This window comes from Bradyrhizobium sp. CCGB12, assembly GCF_024199845.1.
GTDB lineage: Bacteria > Pseudomonadota > Alphaproteobacteria > Rhizobiales > Xanthobacteraceae > Bradyrhizobium.
Map to the genome: position 1 here is coordinate 7,144,815 of NZ_JANADO010000001.1, position 23,530 is coordinate 7,168,344.

The 23,530-nt window shown below is 65.1% G+C and carries 21 protein-coding genes; 12 read left to right on the forward strand and 9 right to left on the reverse strand.

The window, feature by feature from the left end:
* Positions 1-96 precede the first annotated feature (96 nt).
* Positions 97-1,062, reverse strand: a complete 966-nt coding sequence (locus NLM27_RS32620; protein WP_254147177.1) for a Bug family tripartite tricarboxylate transporter substrate binding protein — start codon at positions 1,060-1,062, stop codon at positions 97-99.
* Between the two features lie 197 nt (positions 1,063-1,259).
* On the opposite strand from NLM27_RS32620, the gene proB reads away from it, so the two are divergent.
* The 10 genes from proB to NLM27_RS32670 all read left to right on the forward strand — a co-directional run bounded on the left by proB (position 1,260) and on the right by NLM27_RS32670 (position 10,918).
* Positions 1,260-2,381 carry a glutamate 5-kinase gene (gene proB, locus NLM27_RS32625; protein WP_254147178.1) on the forward strand — a complete coding sequence of 374 codons (1,122 nt, stop codon included), beginning with the start codon at positions 1,260-1,262 and terminating at the stop codon, positions 2,379-2,381.
* 134 nt (positions 2,382-2,515) lie between these two features.
* Positions 2,516-3,823: a glutamate-5-semialdehyde dehydrogenase gene (locus tag NLM27_RS32630; RefSeq protein WP_254147179.1), complete on the forward strand. Its 1,308-nt coding sequence runs from the start codon at positions 2,516-2,518 to the stop codon at positions 3,821-3,823.
* A gap of 20 nt (positions 3,824-3,843) precedes the next feature.
* Positions 3,844-4,488, forward strand: coding sequence for a nicotinate-nucleotide adenylyltransferase (locus tag NLM27_RS32635; protein WP_254147180.1), 645 nt, complete (start codon positions 3,844-3,846; stop codon positions 4,486-4,488).
* A gap of 198 nt (positions 4,489-4,686) precedes the next feature.
* Positions 4,687-5,043 (forward strand): ribosome silencing factor, encoded by a 357-nt coding sequence (gene rsfS / locus NLM27_RS32640; protein ID WP_100179365.1) that lies wholly within the window; start codon positions 4,687-4,689, stop codon positions 5,041-5,043.
* Positions 5,044-5,152: 109 nt separating this feature from the next.
* Entirely contained in the window at positions 5,153-5,635 is a 483-nt protein-coding gene (gene rlmH / locus NLM27_RS32645) for a 23S rRNA (pseudouridine(1915)-N(3))-methyltransferase RlmH (RefSeq protein WP_254147181.1), read from the forward strand.
* Between the two features lie 32 nt (positions 5,636-5,667).
* The gene (locus NLM27_RS32650) at positions 5,668-6,990 is read left to right on the forward strand and encodes a murein hydrolase activator EnvC (RefSeq protein WP_254147182.1); all 1,323 of its coding nucleotides are present in this window, start codon (positions 5,668-5,670) and stop codon (positions 6,988-6,990) included.
* Positions 6,987-8,342, forward strand: coding sequence for a S41 family peptidase (locus NLM27_RS32655; RefSeq protein WP_254147183.1), 1,356 nt, complete (start codon positions 6,987-6,989; stop codon positions 8,340-8,342). The genes NLM27_RS32650 and NLM27_RS32655 overlap by 4 nt, the downstream gene beginning before the upstream one ends.
* Before the next feature lie 144 nt (positions 8,343-8,486).
* Positions 8,487-9,707, forward strand: a complete 1,221-nt coding sequence (locus NLM27_RS32660; protein WP_254147184.1) for a divergent polysaccharide deacetylase family protein — start codon at positions 8,487-8,489, stop codon at positions 9,705-9,707.
* Positions 9,708-9,787: 80 nt separating this feature from the next.
* On the forward strand, positions 9,788-10,294 hold the full coding sequence (locus NLM27_RS32665; RefSeq protein WP_254147185.1) for an RNA pyrophosphohydrolase: 507 nt from the start codon (positions 9,788-9,790) through the stop codon (positions 10,292-10,294).
* Positions 10,295-10,417: 123 nt separating this feature from the next.
* Positions 10,418-10,918, forward strand: a complete 501-nt coding sequence (locus tag NLM27_RS32670; protein WP_254147186.1) for an RNA pyrophosphohydrolase — start codon at positions 10,418-10,420, stop codon at positions 10,916-10,918.
* Between the two features lie 395 nt (positions 10,919-11,313).
* Here the strand turns inward: NLM27_RS32670 and NLM27_RS32675 are convergent, their stop codons facing one another.
* From NLM27_RS32675 to NLM27_RS32700, 6 genes are all read right to left on the reverse strand, one after another.
* Positions 11,314-12,981, reverse strand: a complete 1,668-nt coding sequence (locus NLM27_RS32675) for an adenylate/guanylate cyclase domain-containing protein (RefSeq protein WP_254147187.1) — start codon at positions 12,979-12,981, stop codon at positions 11,314-11,316.
* 149 nt (positions 12,982-13,130) lie between these two features.
* Positions 13,131-13,538 carry a F0F1 ATP synthase subunit epsilon gene (locus tag NLM27_RS32680; protein ID WP_254147188.1) on the reverse strand — a complete coding sequence of 136 codons (408 nt, stop codon included), beginning with the start codon at positions 13,536-13,538 and terminating at the stop codon, positions 13,131-13,133.
* Between the two features lie 115 nt (positions 13,539-13,653).
* On the reverse strand, positions 13,654-15,096 hold the full coding sequence (atpD, locus tag NLM27_RS32685; protein ID WP_254147189.1) for a F0F1 ATP synthase subunit beta: 1,443 nt from the start codon (positions 15,094-15,096) through the stop codon (positions 13,654-13,656).
* A gap of 51 nt (positions 15,097-15,147) precedes the next feature.
* Positions 15,148-16,023, reverse strand: coding sequence for a F0F1 ATP synthase subunit gamma (locus NLM27_RS32690; protein ID WP_254147190.1), 876 nt, complete (start codon positions 16,021-16,023; stop codon positions 15,148-15,150).
* A 169-nt stretch (positions 16,024-16,192) separates the two neighbouring features.
* Positions 16,193-17,722, reverse strand: a complete 1,530-nt coding sequence (gene atpA / locus NLM27_RS32695; protein ID WP_254147191.1) for a F0F1 ATP synthase subunit alpha — start codon at positions 17,720-17,722, stop codon at positions 16,193-16,195.
* Positions 17,722-18,282: a F0F1 ATP synthase subunit delta gene (locus NLM27_RS32700; protein ID WP_254147192.1), complete on the reverse strand. Its 561-nt coding sequence runs from the start codon at positions 18,280-18,282 to the stop codon at positions 17,722-17,724. Before NLM27_RS32700 ends, atpA begins: the two co-directional genes overlap by 1 nt.
* 649 nt (positions 18,283-18,931) lie before the next feature.
* Between NLM27_RS32700 and NLM27_RS32705 the strand changes: the two genes are divergently transcribed.
* Positions 18,932-19,438, forward strand: coding sequence for a septal ring lytic transglycosylase RlpA family protein (locus tag NLM27_RS32705; protein WP_254147193.1), 507 nt, complete (start codon positions 18,932-18,934; stop codon positions 19,436-19,438).
* 212 nt (positions 19,439-19,650) lie between these two features.
* On the opposite strand, the gene NLM27_RS32710 is transcribed toward NLM27_RS32705, so the two are convergent.
* Entirely contained in the window at positions 19,651-21,861 is a 2,211-nt protein-coding gene (locus tag NLM27_RS32710; RefSeq protein WP_254147194.1) for a primosomal protein N', read from the reverse strand.
* Between the two features lie 124 nt (positions 21,862-21,985).
* Here NLM27_RS32710 and NLM27_RS32715 point away from each other — a divergent pair, with 124 nt between their 5' ends.
* Positions 21,986-22,951 carry a tyrosine recombinase XerC gene (locus NLM27_RS32715; protein ID WP_254147195.1) on the forward strand — a complete coding sequence of 322 codons (966 nt, stop codon included), beginning with the start codon at positions 21,986-21,988 and terminating at the stop codon, positions 22,949-22,951.
* 4 nt (positions 22,952-22,955) lie between these two features.
* Here the strand turns inward: NLM27_RS32715 and NLM27_RS32720 are convergent, their stop codons facing one another.
* Positions 22,956-23,528, reverse strand: a complete 573-nt coding sequence (locus NLM27_RS32720) for a hypothetical protein (RefSeq protein WP_254147196.1) — start codon at positions 23,526-23,528, stop codon at positions 22,956-22,958.
* Positions 23,529-23,530: the final 2 nt, after the last annotated feature.

Consider the following 23,530-nt stretch of genomic DNA (forward strand, 5'->3'; position numbering starts at 1 on the left):
TCATTGCGAGCGCAGCGAAGCAATCCAGAATCTCTCCGCGGAGGGACTCTGGATTGCTTCGTCGCAAGAGCTCCTCGCAATGACGGGAGGAGAGACTCAATTCTCGATCTTGTATCCCGTCGCCTTGACGATCGGCTGCCACAACGCCGTGTTCGCGGCGAGCTCTTTCGACAGCCCGTCCGCGGTGCTGCCGACCAGAATGAGCCCGATCGCGGTGAGCTTCTCCTTCACCTCGGGCTTGGCGAGCGCGGCGCTCGCGGCTGCACCGAGCCTGCTGGCGAAGTCCGGCGGGCTGCCGGCGGGAAGCCACATGCCGTACCAGGCATCCGCGACGAGATCGATGCCGCTCTCCTTCAGCGTCGGCACCTCGGGCGCGAAGGGCGAACGCTCTGCACTGCTGACCGCGACGATCTTCACGCCCTTGGCGCGATGCTGTGGCAGTGCATCCGCCAGCGTCGTGATGCCGAACGAGATGTGGCCGCCGACGAGGTCGTTGAGGATCGGCGCACTGCCGCGATAGGGCACGCGGGTCAGGGGAATGCCAAGATCCTTCTCGAGCTTGGAGCCCATGAAATGCGGGATGGTGCCGTTGCTCGGCACGCCGAACGACGTCTTGTCCGGATGCGCCTTGAGCCACGTCACAAAGCTCCTGAAATCGGTGGCGTCGACCGTCGGGTTGATTACCAGCGCGAATTCGAACCGCGCCAGCAGCGAGACCGGCAGGAAGTCCTTGGCCGTATCGAAGCTCGGTGTCGTCTCCACCATCGGCAGCAAGTACATCGTCGGCCCCGTCGTCACCAGCACCATGCTGCCGTCGGCGCTCGCGCCTTTCACCGCCTTGATGCCGATCAGGCCGTCGCCACCGGTGCGGTTCTCGACCACGATGGTCCTTTGCAGAACCGGCGCCATCTCCTGCGCGATCAGCCGGCACAACGTATCGCCGCCAGCTCCGGCTGCGAACGGGAAGATGACCTTTGTCAGCCCAGCCTGGGCTTGCGCGCCGCCCGCCGGCGCCAGGAACGGAAGACCCAGACATCCGGCCACGAATTTGCGGCGATCCATTCGTTTCCTCTTTCGGCTCGTTATCGTTGGCCGCAATTAGAGCCAGGCGGACGCCCGACACAAGGCCGACATGCGCCGTTTACCATGCCGGCTGCCTTGCGCCGGTCACCATCCTGCTGCAAAAGCAGGCTCATCGGCGCCGCCTGTCGCTCCGCCGTTTCCCGAGCAACTCGCATCCAGCGCCAACACAAATACACATGGCCAGCCCCGAACTCAGTCAATTCCGCCGCATCGTCGTCAAGGTCGGCTCCGCGCTGCTGGTGGACTCCGACAGGGGTGAGGTGCGCGCATCCTGGCTGGCTGCGCTGGCCGACGACATGGCCAAACTGCACCGCGAGGGCCGTGACGTACTGGTCGTCTCCTCCGGCTCGATCGCGCTCGGCCGCAGCCGCCTCAAATTGCCGCGCGGTCCGCTGAAGCTCGAGGAGAGCCAGGCCGCCGCAGCGGTCGGCCAGATCGCGCTGGCGCGGATCTGGTCCGAGGTGCTCGGGGCCCACGGCATCGATTCCGGCCAGATCCTGGTCACGCTTCAGGACACCGAGGAGCGCCGTCGCTATCTCAATGCACGCTCCACCATCGGCAAGCTGCTGGAGTGGCGCGCGATCCCCGTGATCAACGAGAACGACACGGTCGCCACCAACGAGATCCGCTACGGCGATAACGACCGCCTCGCCGCGCGCGTCGCCACCATGGCAAGCGCCGACCTGCTCGTGCTGCTGTCCGACATCGACGGGCTCTACGACGCCCCGCCCAAGAACAATCCGAACGCCAGGCTCATTCCGGTGGTCGAGAGCATCTCCTCGGAGATCGAGGCAGTGGCGGGAGATGCCGAGTCCGAGCTGTCGCGTGGCGGCATGCGCACCAAGGTCGAGGCGGCCAAGATCGCCACCACCGGCGGCACGCATATGCTGATCGCCTCCGGCAAGATCGAGCATCCGCTCCAGGCCATCGCCGATGGCGGCCGGTGCACCTGGTTCCTGACTCCGGCCAATCCCATCACCTCGCGAAAGCGCTGGATCGCGGGCACGCTGGAGCCGAAGGGCACGTTGACCATCGATGCCGGCGCGGTGACGGCGCTGCGCGCCGGTGCCAGCCTGCTGCCGGCCGGCGTGGTCAAGGTCGAGGGCCAGTTCGCCCGCGGCGACGCCGTGATCGTGCGCGGTCCTGATACCAGCGAGGTCGGGCGCGGCCTGATCGCTTACGACGCCGAGGTCGCCGAGCGGATCAAGGGACGCTCCTCCCCGGACGTGATGGCCATCCTCGGCATCAGCGGCAGGTCGGAGATGATCCACCGCGACGATCTGGTGGTGGGCGGGTAAGACCGCGACGGTCCTTTTGCTGGGCCAGTGGCCTAGCCCAAACCACCAGCCGAAGCCCTGCCATACGCTCCCGACCCTTCGCAGATGCGGGATTTCCGTGCTAGGACACCGCCTTAGCAGAAGGTTGAACCCCCATGGCCGCCCCCCTCAAAGCCGTTGACGGCAATGCCGATCGGACCAGCGATCTCTTGGCGCTGATGTCCGATCTCGCCACCCGTGCCCGCGCTGCCGCGCGCGTGCTGGCGCTGGCGCCGCCGGAGCAGAAGAACCGGGCGCTCGAGGCCATGGAACGCGCGATCCGCAGCAATGCCGCGGCGATCCTCGCCGCCAATGCCGAGGACGTCGCGGAGGCCCGCGCCTCCGGCAATGCGACCTCGTCCTTCATCGACCGCCTGACGCTGACCCCGGCGCGCGTCGAAGGGATGGCCGAGGGCATCGGCATCGTGCGCGGCATTACCGATCCGATCGGTGTCGTCACCGAGAGCTGGCAGCGGCCGAACGGCATGACCATCGAGCGCGTGCGCGTGCCGCTCGGCGTCGTCGGCGTGATCTTCGAGAGCCGGCCCAATGTCGCCGCCGACGCCGGCGTGCTGTGCCTGAAGTCCGGCAACGCCGTGATCCTGCGCGGCGGCTCGGACAGTTTTCGGTCGTGCCGCGCCATCCATGAATGCTTGGTGCAGGGCCTGCGCGAAGCGGGCCTGCCTGAAGCCGCGATCACGCTGGTGCCGACGCGCGACCGCGCGGCGGTCGGCATGATGCTGTCCGGCCTGAACGGCGCCATCGACGTGATCGTGCCGCGCGGGGGAAAAAGCCTCGTTGCGCGCGTCGAGCAGGAAGCGCGCGTGCCTGTTTTCGCGCATCTCGAAGGCGTCAACCACGTCTATGTCGACGGCAGCGCGGACCTCGCCATGGCGAAGTCGATCGTGCTCAACGCCAAAATGCGCCGCACCGGCGTCTGCGGCGCCGCCGAGACGCTGTTGGTCGATCGCGCCGCTGCTGCATCGAGCCTGAAGCCGCTGGTGGAGATGCTGATCGAGGCCGGCTGCGAGGTGCGCGGTGACGATGTCGTGCAGAAGACCGATGCGCGCGTAAAGCCTGCCAGCGAAGACGATTGGGATACCGAATATCTCGATGCGATCATCGCGGCGAAGGTGGTCGACGGCGTCGACGGCGCAATCGCACACATCCAGAATCACGGCTCGCATCACACCGACGCCATCGTGAGCGCGGATGAGACCGCCGCGAAGAAGTTTTTGAGCGAGGTCGATTCCGCGATCGTGCTGCACAACGCTTCGACGCAGTTTGCCGATGGCGGCGAGTTCGGTTTTGGCGCAGAGATCGGCATCGCCACCGGCCGCTTCCACGCCCGCGGCCCTGTCGGCGCCGAGCAGTTGACGAGCTTCAAATATCGCGTTCACGGCACCGGGCAGACGCGGCCGTAAGCAATGTCGCGGGGCGGGCATTGAGCAACACATTCGTCGTGCCGCGTTTCGTGGCGCAAGCGGCTCCGCCCCATACGGCGGGCATGCGCATCGGCCTGCTCGGCGGCTCGTTCAATCCGCCGCACCAGGCCCATCGCGCCATCAGCCAGTTCGCGCTGAAGCGATTGCAGCTCGATCGCGTCTGGTGGCTGGTGACCCCGGGCAATCCGCTCAAGGAGAACGGCGCGTTGCACGAGCTCGGCGCGCGCATGCAGGCGGCGCGTGACGTCGCTGACGATCCCAGGATCGAGGTGAGCTGTCTCGAATCCGTCATTCGTACACGCTATACTATCGACACGATCAACATCTTGCGCCGCCGCTTCTCGGGCTTGCGCTTTGTCTGGATTATGGGCGCCGACAACCTCGCTCAATTCCACCGCTGGCAGAACTGGCGGCGCATCGCCGCCCAGGTGCCGATGGCAGTGATCGATCGCCCGCCCCAGAGTTTTCGCGCCCTCGCCTCTCCCGCAGGGCAAGCGTTATCGCGCTACCGCCTGCCCGAGGACAAGGCCGCATTGCTTGCGGACCAGACGCCGCCGGCCTGGGTGTTTTTGACCGGATTGAAGCTGAACCTCTCCTCGACGGGCCTGCGGAACCCGGACGGGAGCTGGAAAGGTACGAAGTGAGACAGAGTGTGTGCGGATATGGGCTCTCTGGCATATTGAAACCCTTAACCCCACATGATGTAGTGTAACCAGTGAGCGCCGGATTCGGTGTTCGCGATACAGTGAAAGGAATGGTCCCTGGCCACGTCTGTATTGTCCAAGTCTGTTTTACCCAAGGTTGCTAAGCCTACGCGTAAAACATCGACCAAAGCTGCGGCCTTGAAGGCGCAACCCGACGCCGACAAGACGCTGAGCCTGATCCTCTCCCGCCTCGAGGACATGAAGGCGGAAGAGACGGTCACCATCGACCTTCGCGGCAAATCGGCGTACTCCGACTACATGATCGTCACGACCGGCCGGGCCAACCGGCACGTGGGTGCGATCGCGGAAAACGTCACCAAGAGCCTCAAGGAAAACGGCATCAAGAACATCCATGTCGAGGGCTTGCCCAATTGCGACTGGGTGCTGATCGATTCCGGCGACGTGATCGTGCACGTGTTCAGACCCGAAGTCCGCGAGTTCTACAACCTCGAGAGGTTGTACACGCAGGGCCCGGGGGCGGCGAAGGCGATCTAGGCTCACTGAGCCGATTTCGAATCGGCTGACGCGCATGCTAGCGTCGTGCGCGCGCCTGATGCGCGCGACCTCGAAAACACGACGCTGAAGCCATCGCCCTAGAGACGTCATGCGTGTTGCTGTCATTGCCGTGGGCCGGCTGAAGCAGGGCCCCGAACGGGAGCTTGCCGATCGCTATTTCGAGCGGTTCGACGAGGCCGGCCGCAAGCTCGGATTCCGCGAGCTCATGGTCCACGAAATCCCGGAAAGCCGCGCGCGCGACACCGCGACGCGGATGGCCGAAGAAGCCGCGGCGATAGCTGCGCATATTCCGGAAAAATCGATCCTGGTGGCGCTGGACGAGCGCGGGCAAAATCTCGACTCCACCGTATTCGCACGGCATCTCGGGCGCTGGCGCGACGAGGGTGCCGGACATACTATCTTCGTGATCGGAGGGGCGGACGGACTTTCGCCCGAATTGCGCCGTAAGGCCAAGCTCGCGATTGCGTTCGGCTCTGCGACCTGGCCGCACCAAATGGTCCGCGTCATGCTTCTGGAACAGCTTTATCGGGCTGCCACCATTCTGGCTGGCCATCCCTATCACCGCGCGTGATGCGCGCCACAACGAGCACCTTTGCCGACACGATGCGAGCACCGCTCCTCAACCTGTTGCTGATCGCAAGCTGCGCCGGCGCAAGCCTCGCGCAAGCTCAGACGGCGGCGCCGCCGCAGACCGCGGCGGTCTCGCCCGATGCGATCAAGCAGCGTGAGCAGGAGCTCGAGGCCGCACGCGCCAGCCAGAAGAGCGCGGAGGAAGCGCAGGCCAAGCTCAAGGCCGAGATCACCGCACTCGGCCAGGACCGCACCCAGCTCAATCAGCAGCTGATCGACACCGCCGCCAATGTGCGCGCCGTCGAGACCAAGATCGACGAAACCGAGATCCGCCTGCGAAACCTGAACGGCCGCGAGCAGGAGATGCGCGCCTCGCTCGATTCGCGCCGCGCCGACATCGTCGAAGTTCTGGCGGCGTTGCAGCGCGCCGGGAGGCGGACGCCGCCGGCGCTACTGGTGCGGCCCGAAGATGCGCTACAATCGTTGCGTACGGCGATGCTGCTCGGCGCGGTTGTGCCGGAGCTGCGCGGCCGTGCGGAAAAGATCGCAGGCGAGCTCGGCGAGCTCGTGGCCTTGCGCAAGAACATCGCCACCGAACGCGACCAGCTCGCGTCGGATCGCGACAAGGTTCGCAACGACCAGACCAAGCTCACGGCTTTGGTGGACGAGCGGCAGCGCCAGCAGGCGGCGCGTGAAAAGGATCTTGACGCCGAGAACACGCGCGCCATCGCGCTGTCGAGACAGGTCGGGGACCTCCAGGGGTTGATCACCAAGATGGAGCAGGATCTGCAGAGCGCCGCCAAGGCTGCGGAGAAGGCGGCCGAGGCGGCAAGGCAGGCCGAGGCGAAGGCGGCGGCCAGTGCCAAGTCCGGTCCGGGCGCTTTCAAGGACAGATCCCGGACCACCCCGGCGATGGCCTTCGCGTCGGCCAAGGGGCTCCTGCCGCTTCCGGTTAACGGTAACAAGATCCGGGACTTTGGCGGTTCCGACGGGGTCGGCGGGGTCCAGAAGGGCATTTCGCTGGCCACCAAGCCGGGCTCCCAGGTCACAACGCCGTGTGACGGCTGGGTGGTCTATTCCGGCCCCTTCCGCAGCTATGGACAACTCTTGATCCTCAACGCCGGGGGCGGGTATCATGTCCTGATCGCCGGGATGGAGCGCATTTCGGTCAACATCGGACAGTTTGTGCTCACGGGGGAGCCGGTCGCGACCATGGGGTCGACTTCTCAAGTCGCCTCCATTCTCGCCACGAACGCGAGTCAACCTGTGCTGTATGTCGAGTTCCGTAAAGACGGCACTCCAATCGATCCAGGCCCATGGTGGGCCACAAATGAAGGCGAGAAGGTTCGCGGATGATGCGCAAGACTTCAGTAATCCTCCTCAGCGCGGCCACCGGCGCGGCGCTGACGCTGTTCGTGACCCAGCCGCGTGCGGTGTTCATGGGCTCGAGCGCGCGCGCCGCCACCGCGGACACCTATCGCCAGCTCAACCTGTTCGGCGACGTCTTCGAGCGCGTGCGCTCCGACTATGTCGAGAAGCCGGACGACACCAAGCTGATCGAATCCGCCATCAGCGGCATGCTCACCGGCCTCGATCCGCATTCGAGCTACATGGACGCCAAGAGCTTCCGCGACATGCAGGTGCAGACGCGCGGTGAGTTCGGCGGCCTCGGCATCGAGGTCACGATGGAAGACGGCCTGATCAAGGTGGTCTCGCCGATCGACGACACGCCAGCCTCGCGCGCCGGCATCATGGCCAACGACATCATCACCAATCTCGACGACGAGGCGGTGCAGGGCCTGACCCTGAACCAGGCGGTCGAGAAGATGCGCGGTCCGGTCAACACCAAGATCAAGCTCAAGATCATCCGCAAGGGCCAGGACAATCCGCTCGACGTCACGCTCGTGCGCGATAACATCCGCGTCCGCTCGGTGCGTGCGCGCGTCGAACAGGACGACATCGCCTATATCCGCATCACCACCTTCAACGAGCAGACCACCGAAGGCCTGAAGCGCGAGGTCACCAACCTCTCGAATCAGATCGGCGACAAGCTGAAGGGCTACATCATCGACCTCCGCAACAATCCGGGCGGCCTGCTCGAGGAAGCGGTCACCGTCTCCGACTCGTTCCTGGAGAAGGGCGAGATCGTGTCGACCCGCGGCCGCAATGCCGAGGAGACCCAGCGCCGTACCGCGCATTCGGGCGATCTCACCAAGGGCAAGCCTGTTATCGTGCTGGTCAATGGCGGCTCGGCCTCGGCCTCCGAGATCGTCGCCGGCGCGCTGCAGGACCACAAGCGCGCGACCATCGTCGGCACGCGCTCGTTCGGCAAGGGTTCGGTGCAGACCATCATCCCGCTCGGCTCGGGCAACGGCGCGTTGCGGCTGACCACGGCGCGCTATTACACGCCGTCGGGCAAGTCGATTCAGGCCAAGGGCATCGTGCCCGACATCGAAGTGCTCCAGGACGTGCCGGACGAGTTGAAGTCCCGTACCGACACCAAGGGCGAGGCGTCGCTGCGCGGCCACCTCAAGAATGACGGCGACGAGAAAACCGGCTCGCAGTCCTACGTCCCGCCGGACGCCAAGGACGACAAGGCGCTCAAGCTCGCCGACGACCTGCTCCATGGCATCAAGAACAGCGCCTCGGCCGCACCCACGCCGGGTGGCGACAAGGCCGCCGCTGACAAGCCCAAGGCTGCGAACTAAGTCCTCGCATCCGACGATCTGACGAAAAGGGCGGCTCCAGAAGCCGCCCTTTTTGCTTGGAACTCCCAGTGCCCCGGCCTATCCCGGCCTGCCGCCGCTTGACCTCGGCGTGGTATCGTCATCGCGAGTGATTCGGGATCGCGCATGACTGAAACGGCCGATGATCTGAGCGCGCCGCTCGGACAGGACAAGCCGCGCCGGAAACGCCGGCTGCGGCTGCCGTTCACGGCCATGCAGCTGCTCGCCGTCCTGCTCGGCCTGTTCCTCGTTACCTTTGCCGGCTTCGCCATCTTCAACAAGGATCCGCTCGGCGGCGAGCCGATGACGCGGATCGCGATCCGCGAGCTTAAAGGAACGGATGAAAAGCCAGTGGCCTCGGGCCATGGCAGCGAGAGCAAGCAAGAGGGCAAGCACGACACCAAGGACGCGCCGAAGCAGGCGGGCGAGCAGAAAACCGTCACCATGATCGACGGCTCCACCGGCGCACGCCATGACGTGGTGATCGGGGGCGACGCCGCCGACAAGGGCGAGGCGGCTGCCGCTTCCGCGCCGCCGCCGGTCATGAACGGGATCGATCCCAAACTGCTGGAGAAATCACGCTACGGCATGATCCCGGTGGTCGCCGGGGACTTGAGGCCGTTCAACGTCTACGCGGCCGACGCCGACCGCGCCAAGGCCGCAAAGATGCCGGTGGTCGCCATCGTGATCGGCGGACTCGGCGTCGGCGCCGCCAAGACCACCGATGCGATCATGAAGCTGCCGCCGGCGGTGACGCTGGCCTTCACGCCCTACGGATCCGATCCCGGCAAGCTTGCCGAGCGAGCTCGCGCCCAGCGCCACGAGATCTTCCTCCAGATCCCGATGGAGCCCTACGATTTCCCCGACAATGATCCCGGGCCGCAGACGCTGCTGACCTCGCTCAGTGCCGACCAGAACATGGATCGTCTGTACTGGCATCTGAGCCGGATGCAGGGCTATGCCGGCCTCGCCAATTTCATGGGCGCCCGCTTCATCGCGACAGAGCCCGCGATGCAGCCGATCATCCGCGAGGCGGCCAAGCGCGGGCTCGGCTTCTTCGATGACGGTTCCTCGCCCCGCAGCATCGCATCCCAGGCTGCGGCCAACCAGGCGATGCCGTTCGGCAAGGGCGACATTGCGATCGACGTGGTGCCGACCCCGACGGAGATCGACCGCGCCCTGAACAAGCTCGAATCGACGGCGCGCGAGCGCGGCATCGCCGTCGGCACCGCCTCGGCCCTGCCCGTCTCGATCGAGCGCATCGGCGCCTGGACCAAGACATTGAACGACCGGGGTATCCTTTTGGTGCCATTGACAACCGCGATGCTGAAATCAAAATCCAGCTAAATCAACGAATTGGTACGGCACGGGTCCCTGCGGGGTCGCATTGTGCCTTACCGACAACAACATGCGAGGGGTCTCGCGGAATGGCGCGTTACGAGGATCTGCCCTACCGGACCTGCGTCGGTGTGATGCTGATCAACACGAAGGGTCTGGTGTTCATCGGCCGCCGCGCCGGCGGCATCGAGCACGTCGACGACACCCATGTCTGGCAGATGCCGCAAGGCGGCGTCGATCCCGGCGAGGACACTTGGGAGGCCGCCAAGCGCGAGCTCTATGAAGAGACCAGCGTGCGCTCGCTCGAACGGCTCGGCGAGGTCCCGGACTGGCTGATCTACGACATTCCGCGCACGGTCGCAGGCCGCGCCTGGAAGGGCCGCTATCGCGGCCAGCGTCAGAAATGGTTTGCGATGCGCTTCACCGGCAAGGACAGCGAGATCAATGTCGAGAAGCCCGGCGGCGGCGGCCACAAGGCCGAGTTCGTGAGCTGGCGTTGGGAACCGATGAAGAACCTCCCCGGGCTGATCATTCCCTTCAAGCGCCCGGTCTATGAGCGCGTGGTGAAGGAATTTTCGTCGCTGGCGGATGAATGATTTGCATCGTCATTCCGGGGCGTGCGAAGCACGAACCCTGGTGCGCAGTGCGTACCTGAGAATCTCGAGGTTTTGGGCTCGACGCTGCGCATCACCCGGGAAACGACGACGAAAGACGCGCAAGTGACCAGTGAAAAACCCTACCGCCCCAACGTGGGCATCGCCCTGTTCAATGCCGACGGCCGTGTGCTGATCGGCCACCGCTTCAAGGGCGATGGACCCGAGATCATCCTGCCGGGCCTCGACTGGCAGATGCCGCAGGGCGGCGTCGATGAGGGCGAGAATCTGCGCGATGCCGCGATGCGCGAACTCTGGGAGGAGACCAGCGTGGTCAGCGCCGATTATCTCGGCGAGACCGACTGGCTCACCTACGAATTCCCGCCTTACGACGGACCGCAGACGCACCGGTTGGCGAAGTTCCGCGGGCAGCGCCAAAAATGGTTCGCGCTGCGCTTCACCGGCCGCGACGACGAGATCGACCCGCTGACGCCGCGCAACGACCAGCCCGCGGAATTCGACGCCTGGCGCTGGGAGCGCCTCGAGCACATCGCCGAAATCGTGGTGCCGTTCCGCCGTGAGGTCTACCGCGCGGTCGCGCGAGAGTTCGCGCGCTTCACAAACTGAATCTGCGAAAACAACCCCATGCACAGTAGAAGGCCAGCGTCGATGCGAAGCGCGGTGGGCTGGGTGAAGTATTTGAGACGTCGGACGGAATCGGCGGCGAGGCGCAAGCGGCGCGACGTCAATTGGCAGTGCCCCTGCGAGGTACTTTTCATCGCTGGAATCGATCGGGCTTGAGGACTGCGCAGGCCGCCGCGGGCTCCTCGTACCTCTCCCGCTTGCGGGAGAGGTCGGCGCGCCCCGGGCGATGCGAAGCATCGTCCCGCGCGCCGGGTGAGGGCTTTCTCCTCTTGGGGATTATCCCGTTGCGGATACACCCTCTCCCCAGCCCTCCCCCGCAAGCGGGGGAGGGAGCGCATCTCGCTTGCGGTAGCGATCGGGCCCAAGCACAGCACGCTTTAATTGATCGGGCCCACCGTGAACGGACCGACCGCGATGACGCGACAATCGCTGTCGCGCTTGGCGCAGTCGGCGAGTGCGGAATTGACGGCGGTCTGCTCGTCGGCCGCCTTCAGGCCGAGGCCCGGCCGGCCTGCGGTGCCGACGGCGACGGCAGTCCAGCCCATGGCGCCTTCGAGCTTGCGCATGACCTCAGTGCGCGCATCCGCCATGATCGAGGCGTTGGAGGCGGCATTGAAGAAGCCGGTGGTCCTGAACAGGGTCGGGATCGGCACGACGAAATTGTCGTCGATCACGACGACCAGGCAGGCAACGCCGGCGATCGCGCCGCACGATTCCAGGGAACGTCGCGCGGCGTCGTCGGCGGACAGCGCGCCCAGCACCATGAAATATTGTCCGCCCGGGCCGAGCGCGACCGAGCGGGATTTCGCGGCCGGGACGAACATGTTCTCAAGCCGGACCTTCTGGGGATCGCGCACCATTGGAAAGTCCTTCGACGCGAATGGCCGCTCGGTCATGGCATCGTGCCGCACCCAGGGCTGCGGCGGCATCGGCGGCTTGCCGTGCGCGTAGACGATCATGTTGCCGACCGCGTAGAGCTCGCAGCGACGCGGCGATTGCGCGGCGTCGGCCCGCTTCTGGCACTGCTCGAGCGCCATATTGCGCGCGGCCCCCTCGTTCGGCTGATTCAATGCCGAGCCGGTGAAGCCGCCGACATTGAGGGCAAACGCCTTGTAGTCCCCGCCATCAGCATAGTCGCCAGCCAGGTAACTGCGGACTCGCTCGTTGATGAAGGGGACGCTGGCAGCCGAAAATTTGCCAGTCATCGGCGCGGCGGATGGTGACGGTGCAGGCATCGGCGCCATCGCGGCGCCGGCATTCGCCGGTGCCATCGACGTCATCGGCGACTTTGCCATTTGCGTCGGCATGGGGCTCGGCGCCGCTGCATTCGCAGTCGGCGCAGCGCTTGGTGTCGCGGCCGGCACCGCCGTGACGGTGGCCGCCTGCTTCAGCTTGGTGTTGTAGAGGAAGCCACTGACGCCGATCGCGGCGACCGAGACGACGGCGACCACCAGCGGCCACATCCACACGGGCGCGGCGGCGAGCTTTGCGCTCGGCTTCTTCAGCACCGGCTTGGTATAGCTGCCGTCCTCGCGCCGCATCGCCACCATGTAGGCATGCACCGGCGTCGGGATGTTCTTGACCTCCTGCGCGCCGATATCGGCGAACTGCACCGACAGCTTGTTGGCGACCTGCTCGTGCACAGCGCGGGAGACGCAGATGCCGCCGACCTCGGCAAGGCCCTCCAGCCGCGCCGCGATGTTGACGCCGTCGCCCAGGAGATCGCCGTCGCGCTCGACGACGTCGCCGATGGTGATGCCGATGCGGAACGACATCTGCCGGCTCGGCGGATAGGCCATATTGCGGGTTCGCAACGATTCCTGGATGTCGATCGCGCAGCGCACCGCATCGACCGCGCTCGGAAATTCCGCGAGCACGGCATCGCCCGCCGTGTTGAAAATGCGCCCGCCCGCCTTGGCGATGAAATCGTCGACGACCTCGCGATAGGAGGCCAGACGCCGCAGCGTCTCCTCTTCGTCTTCCGCGACCAATCTCGAGTAACCGGCAATATCGGCCGCGAAAATCGCTGCGATCTTGCGTTTCATCTGTGTCCCGCCCCGGAACAAATTCGCGGGCGCAGAATGCCGCTATCGACGGCGCGGTGCAACAAAGTTTCAGCGCCCGCCACTTCCGTGACGAGCGCTGAACCTGTTCAGGAATTCTAGGCTTGAGCCCCGGAGCAATGCCCCGGGGCTTAATGCATAGCCGTCGAGTTGAGCTGCTGCTGGATGCTCTTGAAATGGTCGAGCCGCTCGATGGCTTGATCGAGCTCGCCGCCTTCGTGCTCCTTCAGCCCCTCTTCCATCTCCGAGATCGTCGCGGCGAACTGGGCGCGGTCGAGCTCGGCCAGCGAGGTCGCGACGTCGGCGAGCACAGTCAGGCCCTTCTCGGAGACTTCAGCGAGACCGCCGAGCACGATGATCTTCTCGTGGCGGCCGCCGGCGGTGACGGTGAGAATGCCCGGACGGATTGCAGCGACGACCGGCGCATGTCCTGCCAGCACGCCGAAATCACCCTCGACGCCGGGAATGTCGACCTGATCGACCTCACCCGAGAAGGCGAGCTTTTCCGGAGAGACGAGATCGAAATGGAAGGTGGCCATGGGCTATCCGTTGTTTTCCGCTAGTCACCCGCGGGCTTGACCCGCGGGTCCAGCCATCAAAATTCTCTTTCGATGGATCGCCGGGTCAAGCCCGGCGATGACGAGATGAGAAAGCTTAGGCCGCTTCCGCCGCCAGCTTCTTGCCCTTCTCGACGGCTTCTTCGATGGTGCCGACCATGTAGAAGGCGGCTTCCGGCAGGTGGTCATACTTGCCTTCGCAGAGGCCGCGGAAGCCCTTGATGGTATCCGCGAGGTCGACGAACTTGCCCGGCGATCCCGTGAAGATTTCGGCGACGTGGAACGGCTGCGACAGGAAGCGCTCGATCTTGCGGGCGCGGGCCACCGTCAGCTTGTCCTCTTCGGAAAGCTCGTCCATGCCGAGAATGGCGATGATGTCCTGGAGCGACTTGTAGCGCTGCAGCACCTGCTGGACCATGCGCGCGGTCTGATAGTGTTCCTCGCCGACGACGAGCGGCGAGAGCATGCGCGAGGTCGAGTCGAGCGGATCCACCGCGGGGTAGATGCCCTTTTCCGAGATCGCGCGCGACAGCACGGTGGTCGCGTCCAAGTGCGCGAACGAGGTCGCGGGCGCCGGGTCGGTCAAGTCGTCCGCCGGAACGTAGATGGCCTGCACCGAGGTGATCGAGCCCTTCTGCGTCGTGGTGATGCGCTCCTGCAGCGCGCCCATGTCAGTGGCGAGCGTCGGCTGATAACCCACCGCCGAAGGGATACGGCCGAGCAGCGCCGACACTTCCGAGCCGGCCTGGGTGAAGCGGAAGATGTTGTCGACGAAGAACAGCACGTCCTGGCCCTGGTCGCGGAAGTGCTCGGCGACGGTCAGACCGGTGAGGCCGACGCGGGCGCGGGCGCCGGGCGGCTCGTTCATCTGGCCGAACACCAGCGCGCACTTCGACTTCACGCTCGGATCCGGATTGTGCGGGTCCGCGTTGACCTTGGACTCGATGAACTCGTGATAGAGGTCGTTGCCCTCGCGGGTACGCTCGCCGACGCCGGCGAACACGGAGTAACCGCCGTGCGCCTTCGCGACGTTGTTGATCAGCTCCTGGATCAGCACGGTCTTGCCGACGCCGGCGCCGCCGAACAGGCCGATCTTGCCGCCCTTGGCGTACGGAGCGAGGAGGTCGACGACCTTGATGCCGGTGACGAGAATTTCAGCTTCCGTCGACTGGTCGGTGTAGGTCGGCGCTTCCTGGTGGATGGCGCGCACGCCTTCGGACTTGATCGGACCGGCTTCGTCGATCGGCTCGCCGATCACGTTCATGATGCGGCCGAGCGTGCCGTCGCCCACCGGAACGGCGATCGGCTGGCCGGTGTCGGTCACTTCCTGGCCGCGCACCAGACCTTCGGTCACGTCCATCGCGATCGTGCGCACGGTGGACTCACCGAGATGCTGCGCAACCTCCAGCACGAGGCGGATGTTGCCGTTCTTGGTTTCCAGCGAATTGAGAATGGCCGGCAGGTGGCCTTCGAACTGAACGTCGACAACGGCGCCCATGACCTGGGTGACGCGACCGACCGGGTTAGCTGCTGTAGCCATGAAGCTCTCCTTCGAAATTCTGTACTTGAACGACCGTCGTTAGTTCGTGCGTCAGACCGCCTCGGCGCCGGAGATGATCTCGATCAGCTCCTTGGTGATCTGGGCTTGACGGGTTCGGTTGTAGATCTGGGTTTGCTTGCGAATCATTTCACCCGCGTTGCGGGTGGCGTTGTCCATCGAGCTCATCTGCGCCCCATAGAACGAGGCGTTGTTTTCCAGCAGCGCGCGGAAGATCTGCACCGCGATATTGCGCGGCAACAGGCCGGACAGGAGTTCGTCCTCCTCCGGCTCATATTCATAGGACGTCGTCGGCGCGGTCGCCGACTTTTCTTCGACGACCAGCGGAATGATCTGCTGCGCGGTCGGGATCTGGGCAATCACCGACTTGAACTGAGCGTAGAACAGCGTGCAGACGTCGAACTCGCCGTTCTCGAAACGCGCCAGCACCTTCTTGGCGATATCCTCGGCGTTGACGAAGCCGAGCTGACGAACGCTGCGCAGATCGAGGTGCTCGACGATCTGCTTGTCATACAGCCGGCGGAGCTGCTCATAGCCCTTGCGGCCGACGCAGAAGAATTTCACTTCCTTGCCCTGCGCGATCAGCGCCTGCGCACGCTCGCGCGCGAGGCGAACGATCGAGGAGTTGAATGCGCCGGACAGGCCACGCTCGCCGGTGCAGACGAGAAGCAGATGAACCTGGTCCTTGCCGGTGCCGGTGAGCAGCGCCGGTGCGCCGGGTGATCCCGCCGCAGCGCCGGCGATGTTGGCGATCACCGCGCTCATCTTGTCGGCGTAGGGCCGGGCCGCCTCGGCCGCCTGCTGGGCGCGGCGCAATCTGGAGGCTGCGACCATCTGCATGGCCTTGGTGATCTTCTGCGTCGCCTTGGTGGAGGCGATGCGGACCCGCATGTCTTTAAGTGACGCCATTCTTCGTCCCCAGCGATCAGCCTGTGGCTCGACCGCGACCCGATCCTTTCGTCATGCCCGGGCTTGTCCCGGGCATCCACGTCTTCTCCCACCACGCGGTGACGCGTGGATGGCCGGGACTTCAGATGCGAAGACGCGCTTCGCGCTTTAGCCCGGCCATGGAGCCGTCTTATGCGAAAGACTTCGCGTAGCCTTCGACCACCGACTTCAGCTTGGCGGCGGAGTCATCGGAGAGGTCGCGGCTGTCGCGGATCGCGTTGAGGAGGTCTGCGTTCTTGCCGCGCAGCAGCGACAGCAGACCGTCCTCGAACGCCTTGATCTTGTTGAGCGGGAGCGGATCGAGATAGCCGTTGGTGCCGGCCCAGATCACGCAGACCTGCTCTTCCATCTTCAGCGGCGCGAACTGCGGCTGCTTCAGGAGCTCGGTGAGGCGGGAGCCGCGGTTGAGCAGGCGCTGAGTCGAGGCGTCGAGGTCGGAGCCGAACTGCGCGAACGCCGCCATTTCGCGGTACTGTGCGAGCTCGCCCTTGATCTTGCCGGCGACCTTCTTGGTGGCCTTGGTCTGCGCCGAGGAGCCGACGCGCGACACCGACAGACCGACGTTCACCGCGGGACGGATGCCCTGGAAGAACAGGTCGGTTTCCAGGAAGATCTGGCCGTCGGTGATCGAGATGACGTTGGTCGGGATGTAGGCCGACACGTCGTTGGCCTGGGTTTCGATGACCGGCAGCGCCGTCAGCGAGCCCGAACCCTGGTCCTTGTTCAGCTTCGCCGCGCGCTCGAGCAGGCGGGAGTGCAGATAGAACACGTCGCCCGGATAGGCTTCGCGGCCCGGCGGGCGGCGCAGCAGCAGCGACATCTGGCGGTAGGCGACGGCCTGCTTGGACAGATCGTCATAGATGATGACGGCGTGCATGCCGTTGTCGCGGAAGTATTCGCCCATGGTGCAGCCGGTGAAGGGCGCGATGTACTGCATCGGCGCCGGATCCGAGGCGGTCGCGGCGACGACGATCGAGTATTCGAGCGCGCCCTGCTCTTCCAGCACCTTCACGAACTGGGCAACGGTCGAACGCTTCTGGCCGACCGCGACGTAGACGCAATACAGCTTGATGTTCTCGTCGGGCTGCGCGTTGAGCGGCTTCTGGTTCAGGATGGTGTCGAGCGCGATCGCGGTCTTGCCGGTCTGACGGTCGCCGATGATCAGCTCGCGCTGGCCGCGGCCGATCGGGATCAGGGCGTCGATCGCCTTGAGGCCCGTCGCCATCGGCTCGTTCACCGACTTGCGCGGAATGATGCCGGGCGCCTTGACGTCGACGCGCATGCGCTTGTCGGCCTGGATCGGGCCCTTGCCGTCGATCGGGTTGCCGAGCGCGTCGACGACGCGGCCGAGCAGGCCCTTGCCGACCGGCGCGTCCACGATGGCGCGGGTGCGCTTGACGGTCTGGCCTTCCTTGATCTCGCGGTCAGCACCGAAAATAACGACACCGACGTTGTCGGTTTCGAGGTTCAGCGCCATGCCGCGGGTGCCGTTCTCGAACTCGACCATTTCACCGGCCTGGACGTTGTCCAGACCGTAGACGCGGGCGATGCCGTCGCCGACGGACAACACCTGTCCGACTTCGGAGACTTCAGCTTCCTGGCCGAAATTCTTGATCTGGTCCTTGAGGATCGCGGAAATTTCCGCGGCGCGGATGTCCATCAGCCTGCCTCTTTCATCGCGTGCTTGATCGAATTGAGTTTGGTGCGAAGCGAACCATCCACCATGCGGCTGCCCAGCTTGACGACGAGGCCACCGATGATCGAGGGATCGACTTTCACGTTCAGCGCGACGTCCTTGCCGGTCACCGATTTCAGGGCAACCTTGAGGGCGTCGAGATTCTTGTCCGAGAGCGTTTCCGCCACGGTGACGTCGGCCGTCACCTCACCCTTGAACCTGGCGACGAGGGCGCGGTAGGCGCGGATGACGTCAGCCACCGCGAACAATCGGCGGTTGGCGGTCAGAACCTTCAGGAAATTGGCGGAGATGCCGGAGATCCCGGCCTTGTCCAGCACGGCCGAAAGGGCCCTGGACTGGGTATCGGCCGCGAACACCGGGCTGCGGACGAGGCGCTTCAGATCGGCGCTCTCGGTCAGCAACGCCTCGAATTTATCGAGATCGGCTTTGACCTCGTCGACCACTTTCTGGTCGCGGGCCAGTTCAAACAAGGCCGTTGCATAACGGCCGGACACACCTGAAACGGACGTATCTTCTGCAGCCACAGACGCGCTCTTTTTGCTGTCAAACTCGCAAGGGAAAAACCGTCGCCACGAACGCGGCGCCTAGCGATCCAAGCCCTTGGAATTCAAGCGGGACTTCGATTTTTCGACCAGCACGGGAGGTGCCGGGCTCGTTAAAATCGCGGCTTTGCTAACATAGCAGGCGCGCACGTGCAACATGACGCCAAATTAAAGGCACGAGGTTCTGTCGCCAGTTCGTCGCAGTACGCGACGCTTTAAGTGACGGGCATGATGACCTGCCGCGTCGCGGAATTGCCCGAGCATCGCGTCGGCATCCGACGTTCTTGTTCCTGCTCTCAGCGCATAGCCGCCATGAACACAGATCGCAGAGGCGTGAATCCGCCGGGCATTGCTCGCCGCGTCGAATACTTACTCAATTCTAAATATCCGGAACAACAACTTCGCTTTACAGTATTCGCAAGTAATAATTAGATTAACAAATCGTTAAAGCCGAAGCCTACGGAAACTCGACTGCAATATCGATGCCCAGTAACAAGATGTTTCATGACGACGTCGGACGGATTTACTGCCTAACTCGCGCCTTATTAGGAATCGAAACGCGATCCCGCTCTCAAACTGATAGGGGCTCCACTGGCCACATATGTGGCAATACTAGCTTAGGGACCAATCAATGCTGTCTTTGAAGAAGCTGGGCGCTGTGACCCGGCCGCGCACGGCGATCGCGTTCGTTGCCGCAACCCTCGTCGTCGGTGGAACTGCCACCGAGGCGTCCGCCAAATCCCGGCATCACCGGCATCACCACCATCATCACCGCCACCACGCCCAGGCCGATACCAACGCGACCTCCGATTGGCGCAATGCCAACGCCGCGATGACGCCGTCGTCGGGCACGGGCCGCAGCTTCTCCGGCGTCGCCTCCTATTATGGCAACGAGTCCGGCAGCCGGACCGCCTCGGGCCAGCGCTTCAACCAGAACGCCATGACCGCCGCCCACCGTTCGCTGCCGTTCGGTACCAAGCTGCGCGTCACCCATGGCGGCCAGAGCGTCATCGTCACCATCAATGACCGCGGCCCGTTCATTCGCGGCCGTGTGCTCGACCTCTCCACCGGCGCTGCCCGCGCCATCGGCCTCACCGGGGCCGGCGTCGGCCGCGTGACCGCGGAAGTCATCTCCTAAGGCGCGTTCCAAGCGCCTTAGCTCGCACGCGCAGTTTCATCAGTTTGATGCGCGCCTAAAAAACAAGCCCGTGGTCTTGGGGGACCACGGGCTTTTTTACGTGCCGTCATTGCCAGCGCAGCGAAGCAATCGAGAATCTTTCCATGGAGGGATTCTGGATTGCTTCGTCGCGAGAGCTCCACAGCAATGACGTGGCGAGAGTGTGCGCAGCCTTACAGAAAGCTCTGCGGGTCGACGTCGACTTCGAGCTTCAGGTTGCCCTTCGGCTTCGGGCAGACGGCGAGCCAGTTGCGCAAGTAATCCGACAGGTCGAAGCCGCGCGCCGATTTCACCAGGATGCGGAAGCGGTAGCGGCCCTTGATGACCGCGAGCGGCGCTTCCGCCGGCCCCAGCACGACCACGCGCTCATCGCGCGGCGCGAGCGCCACCAGCCTGCGGCCAAAGCCTTCGGCGCTCGGGCGGTCGCCCGCCGAGATGATCAGGCTCGCGAGCCGTCCGAACGGCGGATAGAGCGTCCTCTCGCGCAGGTCGATCTCGCTGTCGTAGAAGGCCTCGCGGTCGCAGGCGATCAGCGCCTTCATGACGGGATGATCGGGCTGGTGGGTCTGGAGATAGCCGACGCCTCGGCCCTGCTCGCGCCCGGCGCGGCCGATCACCTGGTTGAGCAATTGCCAGGTCCGTTCCGCCGCGCGCGGATCGCCATTGCTAAGGCCAAGATCGGCATCGACCACGCCGACGAGATTGAGCCGCGGAAAATTGTGGCCCTTGGCCACGAGCTGCGTGCCGATGATGATGTCGACGCGGCCCTCCGCGATCTCGGCGAGCTCCGAGCGCATCGTCTCGATCGAGGTGATGAGGTCGCTCGACAGCACCATGGTGCGCGCGTCCGGGAACAGCGCGGCCGCCTCCTCCTGCAAGCGTTCGACGCCGGGCCCGACCGCAACCAGCGATTCCTCCGCGGAACAGTTCGGACAGAGATGCGGGCGCGGCATCGAGAAGCCGCAATGATGACAGACCAGCCGCTGGCGGAAACGATGATCGACCAGCCAGGCATCGCAGATGGTGCAGGCGAAGCGATGGCCGCAGCCGCGGCACAGCGTCAGCGGCGCATAGCCGCGACGATTGAGGAACAGCAGCGCCTGCTCGCGCTTTTCGATCGCGGTTCTGATTTCCCCGGCCAGCCGCGGCGAGATGAAGCGGCCGCGCGCGGGCGGCTCGCGGCGCATGTCAATCGCCTCGATATGCGGCATGTGCTGGCCGCCGAAGCGCGAGGGCAGCGCGATGCGCTGATAGCGGTTCTTGCGTGCATTCACCTCGGATTCGACCGACGGCGTTGCCGAGGCCAGCACGATCGGGATCTTTGCGATATGGGCGCGCACCACCGCCATGTCACGGGCGTGGTAATGCACGCCCTCGTCCTGCTTGTAGGCCTGGTCGTGCTCCTCATCGACGACGATGAGGCCGAGATTGGCGTAAGGCAGGAACAGAGCCGAGCGCGCGCCGACCACGACCGGCGCGGTGCCCGCCGAGATCGCCGCCCAATTGCGCGCGCGGGTGCGCGGCGTCAGCTCCGAATGCCATTCGATCGGCCGCACGCCGAAACGTTGCGCGAAGCGATCGAGGAACTGGCCGGTCAGCGCGATCTCCGGCATCAGGATCAGCGATTGCTTGCCGCGGCGGATGGCTTCCGCGACCGCCTCGAAATAGACCTCGGTCTTGCCCGAGCCGGTGACGCCGTCGAGCAGCGCGACGTGAAAGGTGCCGTTGGCCGCGAGCGCGCGCATCGCATCGACGCCGGCGCGCTGGAGCGGCGAAAACTCCGGCCGGCCAAACTCCGGATCGGGCGCCGGCGGGGGCGGAGGCGGCGGCATCGGCTCGACCGTGAGCGTGCCTTCGTCGACGAGGCCGTCGATCACGCCCGCCGAGACACCCGCCTCCTTGGCCGCCTCGGACTTGCCGTGCAGCAGCCGGTCCGACAGCACCGCGATGACGCGCTGGCGCGCCGGCGTCAGGCGCTTCGGGGGATCGCCGACCAGGCGCACGCCGGGGCGCACCCGTTCAGGGCCGAGATTGTCGCCCATCCGCAGGCACATGCGCAGCACCATGCCGCGCGGGCTCAGCGTGTAGTTGGCGACCCAGTCGACGACTGAGCGCAATTCGGGTTTCAGGGACGAAACGTCGAGCTTTTCGCTGACCTCCTTGAGGCGGTTGTGCAGGCGCGGATCGGGATTGGCGTTTTCCGCCCAGACCACGGCCAAGACCTCGCGCGGGCCGAGCGGCACGCCGACGAGATCGCCCGCCTTCAGCTCCATCCCGCGCGGCACCTTGTAGGAATAGGTCTGGTCGAGCGCGACCGGCACCAGCACGTCGACCATGCGGGTCGCGTTGGCGGGGGTGGTCGTGCTGCGCGACGAATGATCCATCGATGGTCTTTGGCGGGAGAATCGGAACCTGGGGGACCTCAAGGCTAGCGCCGAGCGGCGGCCTTAGCGAACAGTAAACTTGTGTGATGCGATATACTGTGCGGAATCATTACGTCCAGAGCGCATGAGCAAACCGGTCGCCCCGCAAATCGAGCTCGCCAGCGCCGATCCCTCGATCGCGCTGGAGATGACACGCTGGCTGTCGCATCTCGGCGCCGAGCGGCGGCTGTCGCCGAAGACGCTTGAGGCCTATGGCCGCGACTTGCGGCAATGCCTGGATTTCCTCTGCAGCCATTGGGGCGAGCGCGTGACGCTCGAACGGTTTGCCTCGCTCGAAGCCACCGACGTCCGCGCCTTCATGGCGATGCGCCGCGCCGACGACATTGCCGGCCGCAGCCTGATGCGGGCGCTGGCCGGCCTGCGCTCCTTCGGCCGCTTCCTCGAGCGCGAAGGCAAGGGCAAGGTCGGCGCATTGTCGGCAATCCGCGCGCCGAAGGTCGCCAAGTCCCTGCCAAAACCGTTGCCGATGGCATCTGCAAAACGCCTTGCCGATGCCGACGAGCGCGCCGGCGAGGAACGCGAGACCTGGATCCTGGCGCGCGACGCCGCGGTGATGGCGCTGCTCTATGGCTCGGGCCTGCGCATCTCCGAAGCGCTCGGCCTGAAGCGCCGCGAGGTGCCGAAGCCAGGCGAAGGCGACGTGCTCGTCGTCACGGGCAAAGGCAACAAGACCCGCATGGTGCCGGTACTCCAGAACGTGCTCGCGCTGGTGCAGGAATATGTTGCGATGTGCCCCTATCCGCTGCCGGCGGAGGGCCCGATCTTCGTCGGCGCGCGCGGCGGCCCCTTGAGCCCGCGCATCATCCAGCTCGCGATGGAGCGGCTGCGCGGCGCGCTCGGCCTACCCGACAGCGCCACGCCACACGCGCTCCGGCATTCCTTCGCCACGCATCTGTTGTCACGCGGCGGCGATTTGCGCGCGATCCAGGAATTGCTCGGCCATTCCTCGCTCTCGACCACGCAGATCTATACTGGCATCGATTCCGAGCGCCTGCTCGAAGTCTATGCCAGCGCGCATCCGCGGCGGTAGCAGCTCAGTTGGCGAGATACTCGATATCGTAGACATAGTTCGACCCGCGTCCGACCTCGACGCGGACCGCCGGCCTGAATTTCTCCAGGCGTTCGTAGAGCGGCGCCGCAACCTTCACCGTTTGGTTTGCGATGCGGACGAGATAGTCCGCCTTGCGGCTGCCACCTGACCTCCACGCACGATCGACCTGGCCTTCGATCACAATCCGGGACGTCAGGTGATCGAGAAACAGCATTCGTCCGGCATACCATGCGAGGCCGCTGCCGAGCAGCACGATCAGGATCATCGAGGCAAACGCCTTCGCCTTGTCGCGCCATGAACCGTAAAGCGGAGGTTGCCGCAGCTGGGAGCCCGCCGTGATCAGGCCCAGAATAACGAGGCCGATATGGACGTCGTTGACCGCGATGATCGAGCTCTTGTCGTAAAGTATCCCGAGGACCACGTAGGCCAGCACGAGCACGGGCACAATCTTGACGACGAACCCGAGGGCCTCGGTGTCGCGGGCCTTCAGCAGCGCAAACACCGCGATGGCGATAAAGGGCCAGAAGCAGGCTGCGATGAATTCCGCCGTGGTCATGG